We start from the raw sequence: 13,972 nt of genomic DNA, 5'->3' as shown, positions 1-13,972 counted from the left end.
TCAAATTTACGATGCTACTACATCGAAATCTTTTTGAGTGCCCAAAAAACCGCTATTCCTACGCATAAAATAATAACCGCCCAAATATAATCCATCTTTTTCCCTTGCCTATTTTTGCCGAAGCTTAATTTATTTTTTGTTTATTGTAACACAAGCTCGCATCTTTTTCGGATAGACCGTGATTTAAGATAAAATTCGCTAAAATTTATAAAACATTAAAAAGGATGGAAAATGGATGAGACAAAGAGTGTTTTTATCAACCGAGAGCTTAGCTGGTTGCGTTTTAACTCGCGCGTTTTAGCCCAATGCGAAAAGGCGTTGCCGCCGCTTGAAAAACTAAAATTTATCGCGATTTATATGACGAATTTGGATGAATTTTATATGATCCGCATCGCGGGGCTAAAGCAGCTTTTTGCCGCTGGAGTTGCTGCTAGCGGTAGCGACGGCATGAGCCCGCTCGATCAGCTAAGAGAGATTAGAAAATACATCAAAGACGAGCTATCTATCGTAGAAAGGCACTACAAAGACGCGCTAAAAGAACTCGCGCAAAACGGGCTTTTTATGAAAAATTACGACGAAATTTCGCCCGAGCTCCGCGCCAAATGCGACGAGTATTTTTTCTCAAACATCCTGCCCGTCATCGTGCCTATCGCGGTGGATGCTACGCACCCGTATCCTCATCTAAACAACCTTAGCTTTAGCCTAGCCGTCAAGCTTGCCGACGCGGATAGCCCCGAGATAGTGAAATTTGGCATGATACGTATCTCGCGCGTTTTGCCGAGATTTTATCAAGCGGCCGACAACGTCTACGTACCGATAGAAACGATCGTGCATCGCCACGCGGAGGAGATTTTCCCGGGCTACAAGCTGCTTAGTTCGGCAGCGTTTAGGGTGACGCGAAATGCCGACATCGTCATCGAGGAGGAAGAGGCGGATGATTTTATGATGATCCTAGAACAAGGGCTCAAGCTACGTCGCAAGGGGGCCTTTGTCCGCATGCAGATACAAAAGGACGCCGACGCCGAGATAGTCGAGTTTTTAAACTCGCATATGAAGATTTTTTACAAAGACATCTACGAGTACACCGTCCCGCTCACGCTAAATTCGCTTTGGCAAATCGTGGGAAATAAAGAATTCTCGCACCTTTGCCTGCCGCCGTACGCGCCAAAGACATTGCCGCCTTTTAGCACTCATCTCTCGATGTTTGACGTCATCGATAAAGAAGACGTGCTAGTCGTGCATCCCTACGAGAGCTTTGATCCCGTCGTACAGTTTATCAAAGAGGCGAGCAAGGATCCGCGCGTGATCTCGATCCGCATGACGCTCTACCGCGTCGATAAAAGCTCGCCTATCATCCAGGCTCTCATCGACGCCGCAAACGACGGCAAACAGGTAACCGTGATGGTCGAGCTAAAGGCGAGGTTCGACGAGGAAAACAACCTGCACTGGGCAAAGGCTCTAGAGGATGCCGGCGCGCACGTGATATACGGCATCACGGGCTTTAAGGTGCACGCAAAAGTGAGCCAAGTCATCCGCCAAGAGGGCGGCAAGCTCAAATTTTACATGCACCTATCCACGGGCAACTATAACGGCGGTTCGGCGAAAATTTACACCGACGTGAGCTATTTTACGAGCAGGGCGGAGTTTGCGAGCGATACGACGACGTTTTTTCACATACTTTCCGGCTTTTCTAAAAACCGCCGCTTGCAGACGCTTTCTATGTCGCCGATGCAGATAAAAGAGCGCGTGCTGGAGATGATAAAAACCGAAACCGCGCACGGCGAGCAGGGCAGGATTGTGGCCAAGATGAACGCGCTGGTTGATAGCGACATCATAGACGCGCTGGTAAAGGCTAGTAGCGCAGGCGTGAAGATCGATCTCATTGTGCGCGGCATCTGCTGCGTGCGTCCTGGCGTGAAAGGCCTTAGCGAAAATATCCGCGTGAGATCGCTCATCGGCAAATACCTTGAGCACGCGAGGATATTTTATTTCAGGCACGCTGACCCTCAAATTTACATCGCTTCCGCCGACTGGATGCCGCGAAATCTCGAGCGCCGCCTAGAGCTCATGACGCCGATAATCGATAAAAATTTGCAAGAGCGCTTGCTCGAGTTTTTGCGCTTGCAGCTTAGCGATAACGAGCTAGCTTTTGAGCTGCAAAACAGCGGCGAATACGCCAAGGTGAGACCTAAAGAAGGCGACGCGCGCATAAACTCGCAAGAGGTGCTCGAGGAGTACGTGAGCGGGATATACAAGGCGACGAAAAAGGATACCGATAAGGGGAAGAGCGAGCAAATGGTGGCGAAACTTTTGAAAGAAAGTTAAGCAGCTTTTAGGAAGGCTCGTCTCGCGAGCGCTTTTCCGAGATTTTGCAAAATTTCGCTCCGCAGGCTATATGCCTAGCGCACGCTCAATTTTGCTTCTTCTGCTTGCAGCTGCGAGCTTGTGAAGCAGAAAACTCGAAAAATCGTCTCGCGATACTTCACCTTATTATTCTCTATTCAATTTTGAAGTCAAATTTTTAGATTTCGGCTTCAAAATTGACGCACCGAGACCTGCACCTTGAAACTTCTAAATTTGATGGACAAATTTGAACCGCCTTGCAAGTAAAATTTAATGCTTATGGTAGTAAAATTTTGCAAATTTATATTTTTAGGAGAAGCGATGAAAAAGCTGATTATTTTTATGATTGCGCTACTATTTTGCGGATGTGGCATAGCGTCAAAGGGCGATGGAAGCTCAACTAGCGAAAATTTACACATAGCTAGAAAGGTTGCAATAGACATTGCGGGTGGGCGGATCAAATTTGACCAAACGGCTCATGAAAAATTCTGGCGAAATTTAAATGCGTCAAAAATGTATCTGCCGAGCAAATTTAACCCGTACATCAACGCTGATAGGGACGCGCTGGAGTGGATAAAGGTCGATGCCTATGCTATGATAAATTTAAACATAGAGTTTTTAAAATCTGCCCTTGCGACCTCGAAAAACGGAACGGTAACTAAAACCGATAAATTTAAATCCTATGAGAAAAATATTGAAAAGTTAGCTCCGAGCGTAGCTACTTATGCGACCGAGCAGCAGTATAAATCAAAAATGATGATAAAAGAGATAATTGCTAAATACGCCGACGAGCTCAGCGATTGTGTAGGTGTAGATAAATTTAGTCTTTCTCAATATGCTATGCGGATTGTCAAAATAAGCGATAACGGCAGACTAGTGTATTTTGATTTTGAGGGCGTCAAATTTAGAGATCTCAGTAGGGATGGCGTGAATGCGATCTTGAATGGCTTGGAGTATAGAAAAGATAGCCTAGACAATCTTTTTGATAAAAACTATCGTTGGTAGTGTATAAATTTTAGCAAAATGAACGACCAAATTTACCTCATCGGCGACGTTCACGGTTGCTATAAAACCCTTTGTGCCTTGATAGATCGCTTGCCGCGCGGCGCTGATTCTAAAATTTGCTTCGTGGGCGATCTAATAGACCGCGGCGAGGGGAGTTTTGAGGTCGTGCAGTTAGCGATGCAGCGCGGTTATGCGGTCGTAATGGGCAATCACGAATACCGCCTTTTGCAACACAAGGACGCATTTTTACGTGGTGAAATGCCTAACGATCCGCGCTGGTTTTTCCTCAACGGCGGCGCGCAGACTTTCGCATCCTACGCCAAAGCCAGCCGCACGGAAAAGCTCGCGCACATAGAGTTTTTATCAAATTTGCCGCTTTATTTGGAATTTGACGAGTTTAAAAACACGCAGGACAGGCGGCTCGTGGTATCGCACTCGGCGGCCGGGCGGATGTGGCCGCTGCGTAACTCGGACGGCGATAGTGCGGCGGAGTTTAGGCGACACGTGCTTTGCGGTAGAGGCGATTTTAGCCAAAACGATGGCGTCTTTAACGTCTACGGCCATACGCCAATCGCTGAGCCTGATATCACGGAATTTGGCGCAAATATCGACACGGGCTGCGTCTATAAGCATGATTTTGGCCATCTTTGCGCGCTTGAGTTTCCGAGCATGCGAGTCTTTATGCAGGAAAATATCGAGGAGGGCGGGTGAGGCTATTGGGCTAAAATTTCATCGTAGCTTTCTTTGATATTAACTATTTTATTATCTATAAAATCACAACTTAGGCGTAAGATTTTGCCGCTCGAAAATATGTCTCTGATATGCGCCGCTAGGATGCCTGCATCTTTGTCGGTTAAGCAAGGTATCCTAAAAACAACTTCCGTTTCTATGTCGTCTACAAAATTTGTTTTTTTGTTTAGATTTTGATATAAATTTCTTGTTGTGATTCTGACCGCAGAGCCATAGTACTTGCCGTCAAGTGTACACTCTGCTAGCGTTTTTATTAAGCCGCCTTTTATATCAAAGATGGAATAAAAATCTCGTTCCGTAATTTTAATCTCCTCTTTTAACATTTTGTATGCTCCTCTTTTGATTAAAATTTTGCTTTTTACAAATATGTCATATTTTAGTAAAAATTGGCTAAATAAATTTTGTGTCATTTTTAAAATTTGACATTTTCAAGACTCGGGTCTCGGTGAGTAAAATTTGAAGCCAAATTTACAAAATTTAGCCAAATTGGACTCCAAATTTGAACGCAAAACGATAAGGCGGAAGTATTTTGCGATAGATTTAAATGTTGTGTAGATAAAATTTTGCGTAGGCTGGACAGGTAGTCCGCCGAGCAAAATTTTAGCAAACTCATTTAAAGATACGCAAAAGACAACGCCTTCATAGTTTACGTATCTTGGCGATTTCGTCGCGTAGCGCCGCCGCCTTCTCAAACTCCAGCTGCGCCGCCGCCTCCAGCATCTGTTTTCTTAGCTCTTTTATGATACTCGCTCGCTCGCTAGCAGGCATTTTTTCCAGATTTGCGCCTTTTCTTAAGATCTCCGTGCCGTCCTCGACATGCAGGCTCTCCTCGATATTTCGGCTGGCCGAGCGCGGCGTGATGCCGTGGGCGCGGTTGTACTCCTCTTGCATCTTGCGGCGTGCCAGCGTCGTATCCATCGCTTCTTGCATGGATTTGGTGATCTTTTTGGCAAACATCAGCACTCGGCCGTTTACGTTTCTAGCCGCGCGCCCCATCGTTTGGATCAGGCTCGTCGTCGAGCGCAAAAAGCCCTCCTTGTCGGCATCCATGATGGCTATGAGGCTAACCTCGGGCAGGTCAAGCCCCTCTCTGAGTAAATTTATGCCGATGAGCATATCAAACTCGCCCCCGCGCAGCCCGCGGATGATCTCGTTTCGCTCGACGGCGTCGATGTCTGAGTGCATGTATTTGACCTTGATGCCAAGCTCGGTGTAGTAGCGGCTGAGCTCCTCGGCCATCTTTTTGGTGAGCACGGTGACTAGCACGCGCTCGTTTCTCTCGATGGTTTTTTTCGCCTCGTCAAATAAAATCTCCACCTGATTTTCGCTGTCTTTTATCTCGATTAAGGGATCAAGCAGTCCGGTCGGGCGTAAAATTTGCTCGTAGACGTGGCCGCGGCTTAAATTTATCTCGTATTCGTTCGGGGTCGCCGAGACGAAAAGAAATTTGGCGCGTTTGTTTATAAACTCGTCAAATTTAAGCGGACGGTTATCAAGCGCGGACGGGAGGCGAAATCCGTACTCCACCAGCACCTCTTTGCGGCTGCGGTCACCTGCGTACATACCGCGAAACTGCGGCAGGCTCACGTGGCTTTCGTCCACGATGACTAGGTAGTCCTTGCCGCCCAGCTCGAAATAATCAAACATCGAGTAGGGCGTCTCTCCCGCCTTTTGTCCTGTTAGGTGGCGCGCGTAGTTTTCTATGCCCTTGCACATGCCCGTGCTACTCATCATCTCTAGGTCAAATTCCACTCGCTGTTTTAGGCGCTGCGCTTCTACGAGCTTGCCTTGGTCGTTAAATTCTTTTAGCCGCTCCGCCAGCTCCTCTTCGATCTGTTTGATCGCGATTTTTAGGCGGTCTGCGCCCACGATAAACTGGCTGGTCGGGTAGAGGATAAATTTTTTCAGATCGTGTCTTTTTTTGTTTTCCAACACATCCAGGCTATACATTGTCTCGATCTCGTCGCCGAAAAACTCGATCCTAAACGCCTCGTCGTTAAAATACGCGGGATATACGTCCACCACGTCGCCGTTTACGCGAAAGTCGCCGCGGTCGAAATAAACGTCGTTTCGCTTGTATCCCATATCCACTAGCTTTTGCAGTAGCGCGCGCTGATTGATTTTATCGCCGACGTTTAGATATGCGACCATGCCTTGGTATTCGCTAGGATTGCCTAAGCCGTAGTTGGCCGACACCGATGCCACGCACACGACGTCGTCAAAGCTGAGCAAGCTTGCCGTCGCAGAGAGGCGTAGACGCTCGAGTTCTTCGTTTACGGAGCTGTCTTTTTCGATGAAAAGGTCTTGACGCGGGATGTAGGCCTCGGGCTGATAGTAGTCGTAGTAACTGATGAAATACTCCACGTGATTTTTAGGGAAAAAGCCCTTAAATTCGCTGTAAAGCTGCGCGGCAAGGGATTTGTTATGCGTCATTATTAGAGTAGGCATATTTAGCTCTTTTATCACGTTTGCCATCGTAAAGGTCTTGCCCGAGCCCGTGACGCCTAGAAGCGTTTGATATTTGTTGCCAGATCTTACGGAGGCTACGATGTTAGCGACTGCACGGGCTTGATCCTCGCTCGGGCTAAATTTGGACGAAATTTCAAAATTTTTCATTTTTTACCTTAAAAATCAGCTTTTTTTGTTACAATTACATAAAATTATACCAAAACTAAGGAAAAAGATGTTTGATAACGATAAAGTGTTAAATACCCTAACCGACAAGGTAAACGACCTGCTGGCTAGATATAACGAAATCTGCGAAGAAAACGAGTCTCTACGCAACGAACTAATCAGCGTCAAAGCCCAAAACGAAGCCAAAACAAACCAAATCGCGCGCCTAGAAGAAGACCTAAGAACCAAAAACACCGAGAGCGACGACGTCATCCGTAAGATCGAAGCGGTACTGGGAAAGTAAATTTAGGCGACGCGACTAATGAAAAAAATAACGGTAAAGATAGCCTCCACATCCTATAATATAAGCCTCGAGGATGAATTTGCCCAAAGCTTTGAAAAAGAGTGGGAGACGTTTACCGGGGGGAAGAGATGTCTAGACGTTAAGGAGCTGCTTAGCGCCTATGTACAAAAATGCTACGAGAACTACCAGCGCGAGCGCGAACTGCGCTCTTTGGCGCAAAAGCTAACTAAAGAATTTAACTAAAAATATCTAAATTTATACATTTTCCTGTCACCGTAGTCTACTTTTTAGACTTTTAGCGCGTTTTTGAGAGCGCACTTTACTGCATTTGTTTGGATTTTTATGTTTTTAGTGCGATGTGTTTGTCTATGTTTCAGACTTTTATAGGCGTTTTGCGGACGATAAAGTAGCAACTATGGGCTAAAATAGGCTATTTATTCACGTTTTTCTTAAAATTTGCATTGATTTTTTACAAATTTATATTTTTTTAAGTATTTTATATATATAATTCCGCCAACTGCATAAGTGTATGCAGAAATAAACACAAGGAGTCTCATATGAGAAAAGGTTTTACAATGATTGAGTTGATCTTCGTGATCGTTATTTTAGGTATCCTAGCTGCTGTTGCTATCCCAAGACTAACTGCTACTCGTGATGACGCAGAGATATCAAAGGCTGCAACAAACTTAACTACATTGATTAGCGACATAGGCGCTTATTATACATCTCAAGCTAAATTTGATGATCTTAAGGCAATGACAAACGTTCAATTTGCAAACGGCGTTACTGCTACCGTAGGACAACTTGAAGCTGCTGGCAAAAAATGCATAAAAGTAGAACTAACTACTTCTGTTGGCTCTGATGGTAAACCTGCTTTTCTAAAAGTTAGCAACGGTGATAATAGTGGTGATTCTATATGCACAAAAGTTCTAGAAAGCAGAGGTGTTAAGTCTATTAAAGATGGCACATTTAACTATGTTAAAAATGATGGTACTAATGGAACAAGCAATGCAGGCGAGGTAGCTATCAGCGGTCTATCTGTTAGATTCTAATATCAACTTAGCTTGATTTAGTACTTAACCCAGACTCCTACTTTAGGATGTCTGGGTTTTTTTATTTATATCAAATATAAGGTAAAGATTATGAAACGAGCCTTTACTACGATGGAGCTTATATTTGTCATAATTATACTTGGCTTGCTTGCTGCTTTTGCTGTACCCAGATTGGCTACTAGTAGAGACGATGCTGACTTTGTTCAAATTTTATCCAACACAAAACAGCTGATGATAGACATAATGTCCTATAATGCTTCTCAGGGGGGTATTGATAGCGATATAAAAAAGATGACGAATGTGCAAAATGTTTCTTTTAGCGGCTCTGTTACGCTAAATAATATTATTTACCCTAATTTTTTATACTTTAATGCTAGAGATTGTGTTTTAAAGTTTGTCTTTACTTATGATGCCAATAATCATGTGATTATCAAACTTGATCCTAGTATGGTAGTAAATGACTGTAAGGTACTAGCTAGAAACAATGAATTTGAACATCTTAGAAATAGCGAATATCCTGTTGGTTCTAAAGTGAATTGGTAGGTATTATTTTTTGATTAAAGGGTTTATATTATGAGACGTGGTTTTACGATGCTTGAACTTGTTTTTGTTATCGTTATTTTAGGTATTTTATCTAGTATAGCTGGTGTTAAGATTTTTGCTACTAGAGATGATGCTTTGATTGCTAGAGCTAGGAGTGATGTAGCTTCTATAAGAAGTGGCATAATCAATAGATACAGTGCAAATATGATGAGGGGTAGTTTTGGTTATCCTGCTCAGCTCGAAAAAAGTGGTAGTTCGGTGCCTTTTGATGACGTAATCCAAAATGGTGCAAAAGACTGGACAAAAAGCGGTAACAATTATACTTTTAAACTAGGTTCAAAAACAGTATTATTTACTTACGATTCTAGAAATGGTACGTTTGACTGCCCTCATAGTCAGTCGTTGTGTAAGGCCCTTACGGAGTAGGCGGTTTTTTAAAAAGGTTGCTAACGGCTTAAGTTCCAGAGTGTTTGTATAGCACTATAAAAATTTACCCAAAATTTAATTAACATCAAAGATAAGATTTTTCGGCTATATTTTAAAATGTAGCCGAATTTTTACGGCTTTTAAATTTATAAAATATATTCTCTATTATATCGTTTTTTATGATTTATTTTTCCATAAATAAACTAAATTTTCTTAAAGACTAAAAAACGAATTTTAACTATGTATGCCTTTTGCAAATATACTCCATTGGTTTTTAAATTTTTAACGATATATTCTATTGTATTTTTGCTATTTTAGTTACGGCTTGGTGGTAGAAAAATATTAAGATCCAAAAGCTCACAATAAACAAATGATTAATTAGCAAGCAAAAAATCATAATTTGGACATACGTAGCATAAGAGAAACTAAAAAAATAAGAAATTAAACCTTGCCGCCTAGCAATGTTTTTATTTACTCAAATTTTAAGTCGTTTTTAGCTTTTGCATCCGCCTTATTTATCACTGTTGCTTTGTTATTGTGACGCAAAAATTGCCATGGCGTTATGTGTTATTTTTTTTGTAAGTCCGTTTAAGTAAAAATCTCTGCTTAAGATACACGGCAATTCCAAAAATTAAAGGATATAATATTATGGTCAAATTAAATCCTTTATTTGAAAATCTATCTCAAGAAATGGCCAAAATGAATTTAAGCGTAGCAACCGTCTTTTCGGCAGATGTGCATAAAAGGCGTCAAAGTCGGCTTTGCTTGATGCCCTTTCTAGTCTACTCTGTAATCCCATAAAAGCAATAAATATCAAATCAAAGTTGCAACGGTTTGGTTGGTATAAAATCAGATAAAAAAGGTTGCCTACGAGTACGACATTGCCGCTTCATACGGCATTTGTCGCTATCATAAAAGCAATTAGGCGATATAGGCTAGACATGGTATCTGCAAAAATAGCCAAAGCCGCGCGACTCTATAGGTCACAATACATGCTATCGCGACTTTACGTATAATAATGCAATGATAGCAAGGAAACGGGATTAACGAAGCAAACGAATAATTTATCGAGATCCAACTGAACATAAATACCGAATTTAAGTGATTTTAGAGAGGGAGGCAGATTAAAGAACAAATTTAAAACCGCTGACGATGGAGATAGAACCGGCGTAATGAGGTACAGGCTAGATAAATTTGAGTTGCGAGCCAAAACGGCCGATCGGTAATAATTAGCAACCGACTCCGCCCGAGGTAAAATAAATACCGCCGCCAAATTTATAATACCGAATTTAACTTCGCAAACGGCCTAAATTTAAGTAAAACGCATTAAATTTAAGCACTAAAATAGCGGGGCTAAGGTTTGCTAAAATTTAGCAAAGCCGTAAGTCAAAAGGTAAATTTGTTATAACGAGACAAGATGATAAAACGGTAGATTATGAGAAACGGCAACTAGGCGAGACTCCGCCGACTACGAAATAAAAACTTCGGCGCGGCTTTGCGGAGCGCAAATCGCGCCTCCTGCCGCAAACCGCGCATAAATTTAAGCCGCTACCGAAAATGACGATTTTTGGGATTATTATTGTAAAATGCGGATCTAAAAACCGACTAATACCAAAATATACAAAAGGCAAGCCGTGTGCGAAGATGAGATAAAATACTACGAAATTTTGTTAAGCGGGTTAAATTTGGCGCCGCTCACTTATCACTACGGCGGTGATTTAGAGCCTTTTTGCGCGGTTACGGTTACGGTTAGAGGCAAAGAAACGCTAGGCTACGTTTTTAGGCAAGTAGCAAAACCTAGCTTTAAAACCGCCCAGATATCGGCCGTGCGCGCGCAGACTTTAACTCAGATTCAGATTTCGCTACTGAGGTTTATCTCGCATTATTACGTCGTAAATTTATCCGTCACCGCAGGGCTTTTTACTCCGCTTGACGTAGGCACGCCGTGCCCGGCGTTTTGCGAAAAAAAAGCGGACGAGCGGGCTTTGGGCGATAATAGCGACTTAAATTTAAACGCCAAAATCCGTAAAAAAGAGGGGCAAAATTTAACCCTAGAGCCAAACGATGCCGCGCAGACTAGCGATTTGGATTTTGGATTTACCTCCGTAGTCGGCGTTTCTAAGGCTGGCGCATGCCAAGCAAATTTAAAACCAAATTTTGCCAAAAATGCTAGCCAAAACGGCGACGCGACTTTGAGGGAGGCGAGTTTATCGGCGGGCGCTTCGTCGCTACAAACGGCTCAAAATAAAAAACAAACGCTAAATTTGATAAATCGCCAAGAATCGGTCGCAGGCAAAAAAACCTTTGAAACGCCAAATTTAAACGACGAACTAGAGCCTAAAACCTTCTTAAAAGCCCCGAGCCTAAACCCGGCCCAACAAGAGGCGCTAAATTTTACCAAAAGCCGTAAAACCAGCCTTATTTTCGGCGACACGGGAAGCGGTAAAAGCGAGATTTATTTTTCGCTCATTCGCGAATATTTGCTTGCCGGCCGACAGGTTTTGCTTTTGATGCCGGAAATCTCGCTCACGCCGCAGATGACGAAGCGGCTAAAGAGCTATTTTGGCGAGAGTTTTGGCGTGTGGCACTCTAAAATCACGCCAAAAAAGCGCGGCGAAATCCTGCAAAAGTTTCAGAGTCGCGAGATAAATTTGATCGCCGGCGCGCGCTCGGCGCTATTTTTGCCCTTTAGCGAGCTTGGGCTAATCATCGTCGATGAGGAGCATGACGATAGCTACAAATCCGCGCAAAATCCGCACTACAATGCCCGCGACCTCGCGATATTTTTAGCGAGCAAATTTGACGTAAAAGTCGTGCTAGGCTCTGCCACGCCAAGCGTAACCAGCTTTGCTAAACAACCGCATTTTAGGCTAAGAGGAACTTTTTTTAAAAGCGAGAAAAAATTTATCTACGACGAGAGCGAGACTGGGCTAAGCAGCGCCGTGCTTGGCGAGCTTGCGGCTAGTTTTGCGGGCGGCAAGCAGGCGGTCGTTTTCCTGCCGACGCGCGCAAATTTCCGTTATCTATCGTGCCGCGAGTGCGGCAGCACGATAAAGTGCCCGTTTTGTAGCGTCGGGATGAGCTTTTATAAAAAGCGAAATCTGCTAAAGTGCCAGTACTGCGGCTTTACGGCGGCCGCGACGTGCTCGTGCGAGAAGTGCGGTAGCCAGATGATCGAAGCAAAAAAAATCGGCACCGACGAGCTAACGGAAGCCTTGCGCTCAGCGTTTCCCGCAGCTAGGATAGAAAAATTCGACCGCGACGAGATCACGACGCAAAATAAGCTTGAAAAGACGCTAAAAGCCTTTAACGCGGGCGAGATAGACGCGCTTGTCGGCACGCAGATGCTTAGCAAGGGCCATGATTATCACAACGTGGATTTGGCTGTTATCATGGGCGTGGACGATCTTTTGAGCTTTCCTGATTTTCGCGCTCGTGAGCGGACGTTGGCGCTGGCGATGCAGGTGGCGGGCAGGGCAGGGCGCTCGGGCGAGGGGCGCGTGGTCGTACAGAGTAGGCAGCGGGAGTTTTTTGAAAATTTTATCGCGGATTACGACGCGTTTTTGGAGGAGGAGATGCTCGCTAGAGAGCCGATATATCCGCCGTTTGCTAGGCTTTTGCGCGTTGTCGTTTCTGAAAAAAACGAGCAGGCGGCAAAACAAAGGCTTGAAATTTGCGTAGCCGAGCTTGAAAATTTACGCGCCGTCGAATCTTCGCTAGAGATAGTCGGACACGGCAAATGCGCGATCGAAATACTGGGCGGAAAATACCGTTTTGAGATTTTGCTGCGCTGCGCCTCGCACGCTCCGCTTATCAAAGCCGCTCGCATCTGCGCCGCACACGGCTTTGACGTCGATATGGATCCGATAAATTTCTCGTAGTATCTTATTTCTAGGGCTTAAACATAACTAAATTTTTATTTGTGATAATGTTTATCTTTTTTAAGCCTATTTTTATACGATTTAATTATAATCCCGTTATAATTTTATCTAGCCTTAAATATACAGTCTAATTAAAATTATAAAAATCACCCTAAAGGAACTTAATGCAAAAATTTTTACAAGCCCTAGCAGGCTCGCAAAAATATTTCGTAAACTACGTTAGCGTCGCGATTTTCATCGTGATGGCGTGGATAGGCGGACTCAAAGTCGTGCAATACGAGGCCGACGGCATCGTGCCGTTTGTAACCAATAGCCCGTTTTTTAGCTACATGTATAGCAAAAAAGATATCGTAGATAACGGTAAGGGCAAAATGGTCGCCGAGTACAACCTACACAAAAATCCGGAAGGCTTGGTCGTGCCTAAAAACATCGAGTGGCATAAACAAAACGGTACTTATGCGGTTTCGTACCTGATCGGCGCGATGATCTGCACTATCGGCACGCTCGTGCTGCTTGGCATCTGGTTTCCTAAACTAGGGCTTGTCGGCGGGCTGCTGACGTTTGGCATGTCTATCGTAACGCTTAGCTTTTTGATAACTACGCCTGAGACTTGGGTGCCAAATCTAGGCAATCCGGCGCTCGGCATCACTGAAAGTCCTAATCACGGCTTCCCGTATCTATCGGGTGCCGGACGACTGGTGCTAAAAGATATAATAATGTCTGCTGCGGGACTAATCGTAGCCTCAAATGCGGCGCGCAGGCTTTTGGAGCGCTGCAAAAGCTGCGCAGGTAAGTAAAATTGCGGATTTTAGCGAGCGGTAGACCTAAATTTAGTTATTTCTCCGCTCGCGGTCGTTTTTATCCCTAAATTTACGGTCTTGCCGTAAATTTATCTTCTTTTTCTATCCCAGACTAAATACTAGTTTTAAAATCGACTTTTGCTGATTTTAAATTTGCCTTTGCTTCTTGTTCGTCAAATTTAATAATCCAAGCGTGTTTATGGATACGGCTAAAATTTGCCGCCGCCGACTAGATCATGCAAAAGTCGGGGTGGA

General features: G+C 43.9%; 12 protein-coding genes. 10 read left to right on the top strand and 2 right to left on the bottom strand.

The genetic code is table 11. From position 1 onward, the window contains the following. Positions 1-231: 231 nt before the first annotated feature. The 3 genes from Q0218_RS05995 (at position 232) to Q0218_RS05985 (ending at position 4,059) form a co-directional block, all read left to right on the top strand. Positions 232-2,325 (top strand): RNA degradosome polyphosphate kinase, encoded by a 2,094-nt coding sequence (locus tag Q0218_RS05995; RefSeq protein ID WP_297967475.1) that lies wholly within the window; start codon positions 232-234, stop codon positions 2,323-2,325. A gap of 339 nt (positions 2,326-2,664) precedes the next feature. Next, positions 2,665-3,348, top strand: coding sequence for a hypothetical protein (locus Q0218_RS05990; protein WP_297967472.1), 684 nt, complete (start codon positions 2,665-2,667; stop codon positions 3,346-3,348). Between the two features lie 18 nt (positions 3,349-3,366). Then, entirely contained in the window at positions 3,367-4,059 is a 693-nt protein-coding gene (locus Q0218_RS05985) for a metallophosphoesterase (RefSeq protein WP_297967469.1), read from the top strand. A gap of 2 nt (positions 4,060-4,061) precedes the next feature. On the opposite strand, the gene Q0218_RS05980 is transcribed toward Q0218_RS05985, so the two are convergent. Further along, complete coding sequence (locus Q0218_RS05980) at positions 4,062-4,421, bottom strand: hypothetical protein (RefSeq protein WP_297967467.1); 360 nt, start codon at positions 4,419-4,421, stop codon at positions 4,062-4,064. Between the two features lie 316 nt (positions 4,422-4,737). Next, complete coding sequence (gene uvrB, locus Q0218_RS05975) at positions 4,738-6,714, bottom strand: excinuclease ABC subunit UvrB (RefSeq protein ID WP_297967464.1); 1,977 nt, start codon at positions 6,712-6,714, stop codon at positions 4,738-4,740. Positions 6,715-6,781: 67 nt separating this feature from the next. On the opposite strand from uvrB, the gene Q0218_RS05970 reads away from it, so the two are divergent. The 7 genes from Q0218_RS05970 (at position 6,782) to Q0218_RS05940 (ending at position 13,714) form a co-directional block, all read left to right on the top strand. Then, on the top strand, positions 6,782-7,015 hold the full coding sequence (locus tag Q0218_RS05970) for a hypothetical protein (RefSeq protein WP_002946661.1): 234 nt from the start codon (positions 6,782-6,784) through the stop codon (positions 7,013-7,015). An 18-nt stretch (positions 7,016-7,033) separates the two neighbouring features. Then, positions 7,034-7,258 (top strand): hypothetical protein, encoded by a 225-nt coding sequence (locus Q0218_RS05965; protein ID WP_295144485.1) that lies wholly within the window; start codon positions 7,034-7,036, stop codon positions 7,256-7,258. Between the two features lie 314 nt (positions 7,259-7,572). Next, positions 7,573-8,067, top strand: a complete 495-nt coding sequence (locus tag Q0218_RS05960; protein WP_297967461.1) for a type II secretion system protein — start codon at positions 7,573-7,575, stop codon at positions 8,065-8,067. Between the two features lie 90 nt (positions 8,068-8,157). Beyond that, positions 8,158-8,610, top strand: a complete 453-nt coding sequence (locus Q0218_RS05955) for a hypothetical protein (RefSeq protein WP_297967458.1) — start codon at positions 8,158-8,160, stop codon at positions 8,608-8,610. Positions 8,611-8,640: 30 nt separating this feature from the next. Further along, positions 8,641-9,036 carry a type II secretion system protein gene (locus Q0218_RS05950; RefSeq protein WP_297967456.1) on the top strand — a complete coding sequence of 132 codons (396 nt, stop codon included), beginning with the start codon at positions 8,641-8,643 and terminating at the stop codon, positions 9,034-9,036. 1,634 nt (positions 9,037-10,670) lie between these two features. Next, a complete protein-coding gene (locus Q0218_RS05945) occupies positions 10,671-12,917 on the top strand; it encodes a primosomal protein N' (RefSeq protein WP_297967455.1) in 2,247 nt (748 codons plus the stop codon). A 164-nt stretch (positions 12,918-13,081) separates the two neighbouring features. Next, positions 13,082-13,714 carry a DUF417 family protein gene (locus tag Q0218_RS05940; RefSeq protein WP_297967452.1) on the top strand — a complete coding sequence of 211 codons (633 nt, stop codon included), beginning with the start codon at positions 13,082-13,084 and terminating at the stop codon, positions 13,712-13,714. Positions 13,715-13,972: the final 258 nt, after the last annotated feature.

It is taken from the genome of uncultured Campylobacter sp., from assembly GCF_938039245.1.
Lineage (GTDB): Bacteria > Campylobacterota > Campylobacteria > Campylobacterales > Campylobacteraceae > Campylobacter_A.
The sequence above is the reverse complement of the archived record's forward strand: the minus strand, read 5'-3'. Positions and strand labels throughout refer to the sequence as shown.

Coding starts and splice junctions, on each gene's coding strand:
- Q0218_RS05995 (WP_297967475.1), top strand. CDS start 232: ATGGATGAGACAAAGAGTGTTTTTATCAACCGAGAGCTTAGCTGGTTG.
- Q0218_RS05990 (WP_297967472.1), top strand. CDS start 2,665: ATGAAAAAGCTGATTATTTTTATGATTGCGCTACTATTTTGCGGATGT.
- Q0218_RS05985 (WP_297967469.1), top strand. CDS start 3,367: ATGAACGACCAAATTTACCTCATCGGCGACGTTCACGGTTGCTATAAA.
- Q0218_RS05980 (WP_297967467.1), bottom strand. CDS start 4,421: ATGTTAAAAGAGGAGATTAAAATTACGGAACGAGATTTTTATTCCATC.
- uvrB (WP_297967464.1), bottom strand. CDS start 6,714: ATGAAAAATTTTGAAATTTCGTCCAAATTTAGCCCGAGCGAGGATCAA.
- Q0218_RS05970 (WP_002946661.1), top strand. CDS start 6,782: ATGTTTGATAACGATAAAGTGTTAAATACCCTAACCGACAAGGTAAAC.
- Q0218_RS05965 (WP_295144485.1), top strand. CDS start 7,034: ATGAAAAAAATAACGGTAAAGATAGCCTCCACATCCTATAATATAAGC.
- Q0218_RS05960 (WP_297967461.1), top strand. CDS start 7,573: ATGAGAAAAGGTTTTACAATGATTGAGTTGATCTTCGTGATCGTTATT.
- Q0218_RS05955 (WP_297967458.1), top strand. CDS start 8,158: ATGAAACGAGCCTTTACTACGATGGAGCTTATATTTGTCATAATTATA.
- Q0218_RS05950 (WP_297967456.1), top strand. CDS start 8,641: ATGAGACGTGGTTTTACGATGCTTGAACTTGTTTTTGTTATCGTTATT.
- Q0218_RS05940 (WP_297967452.1), top strand. CDS start 13,082: ATGCAAAAATTTTTACAAGCCCTAGCAGGCTCGCAAAAATATTTCGTA.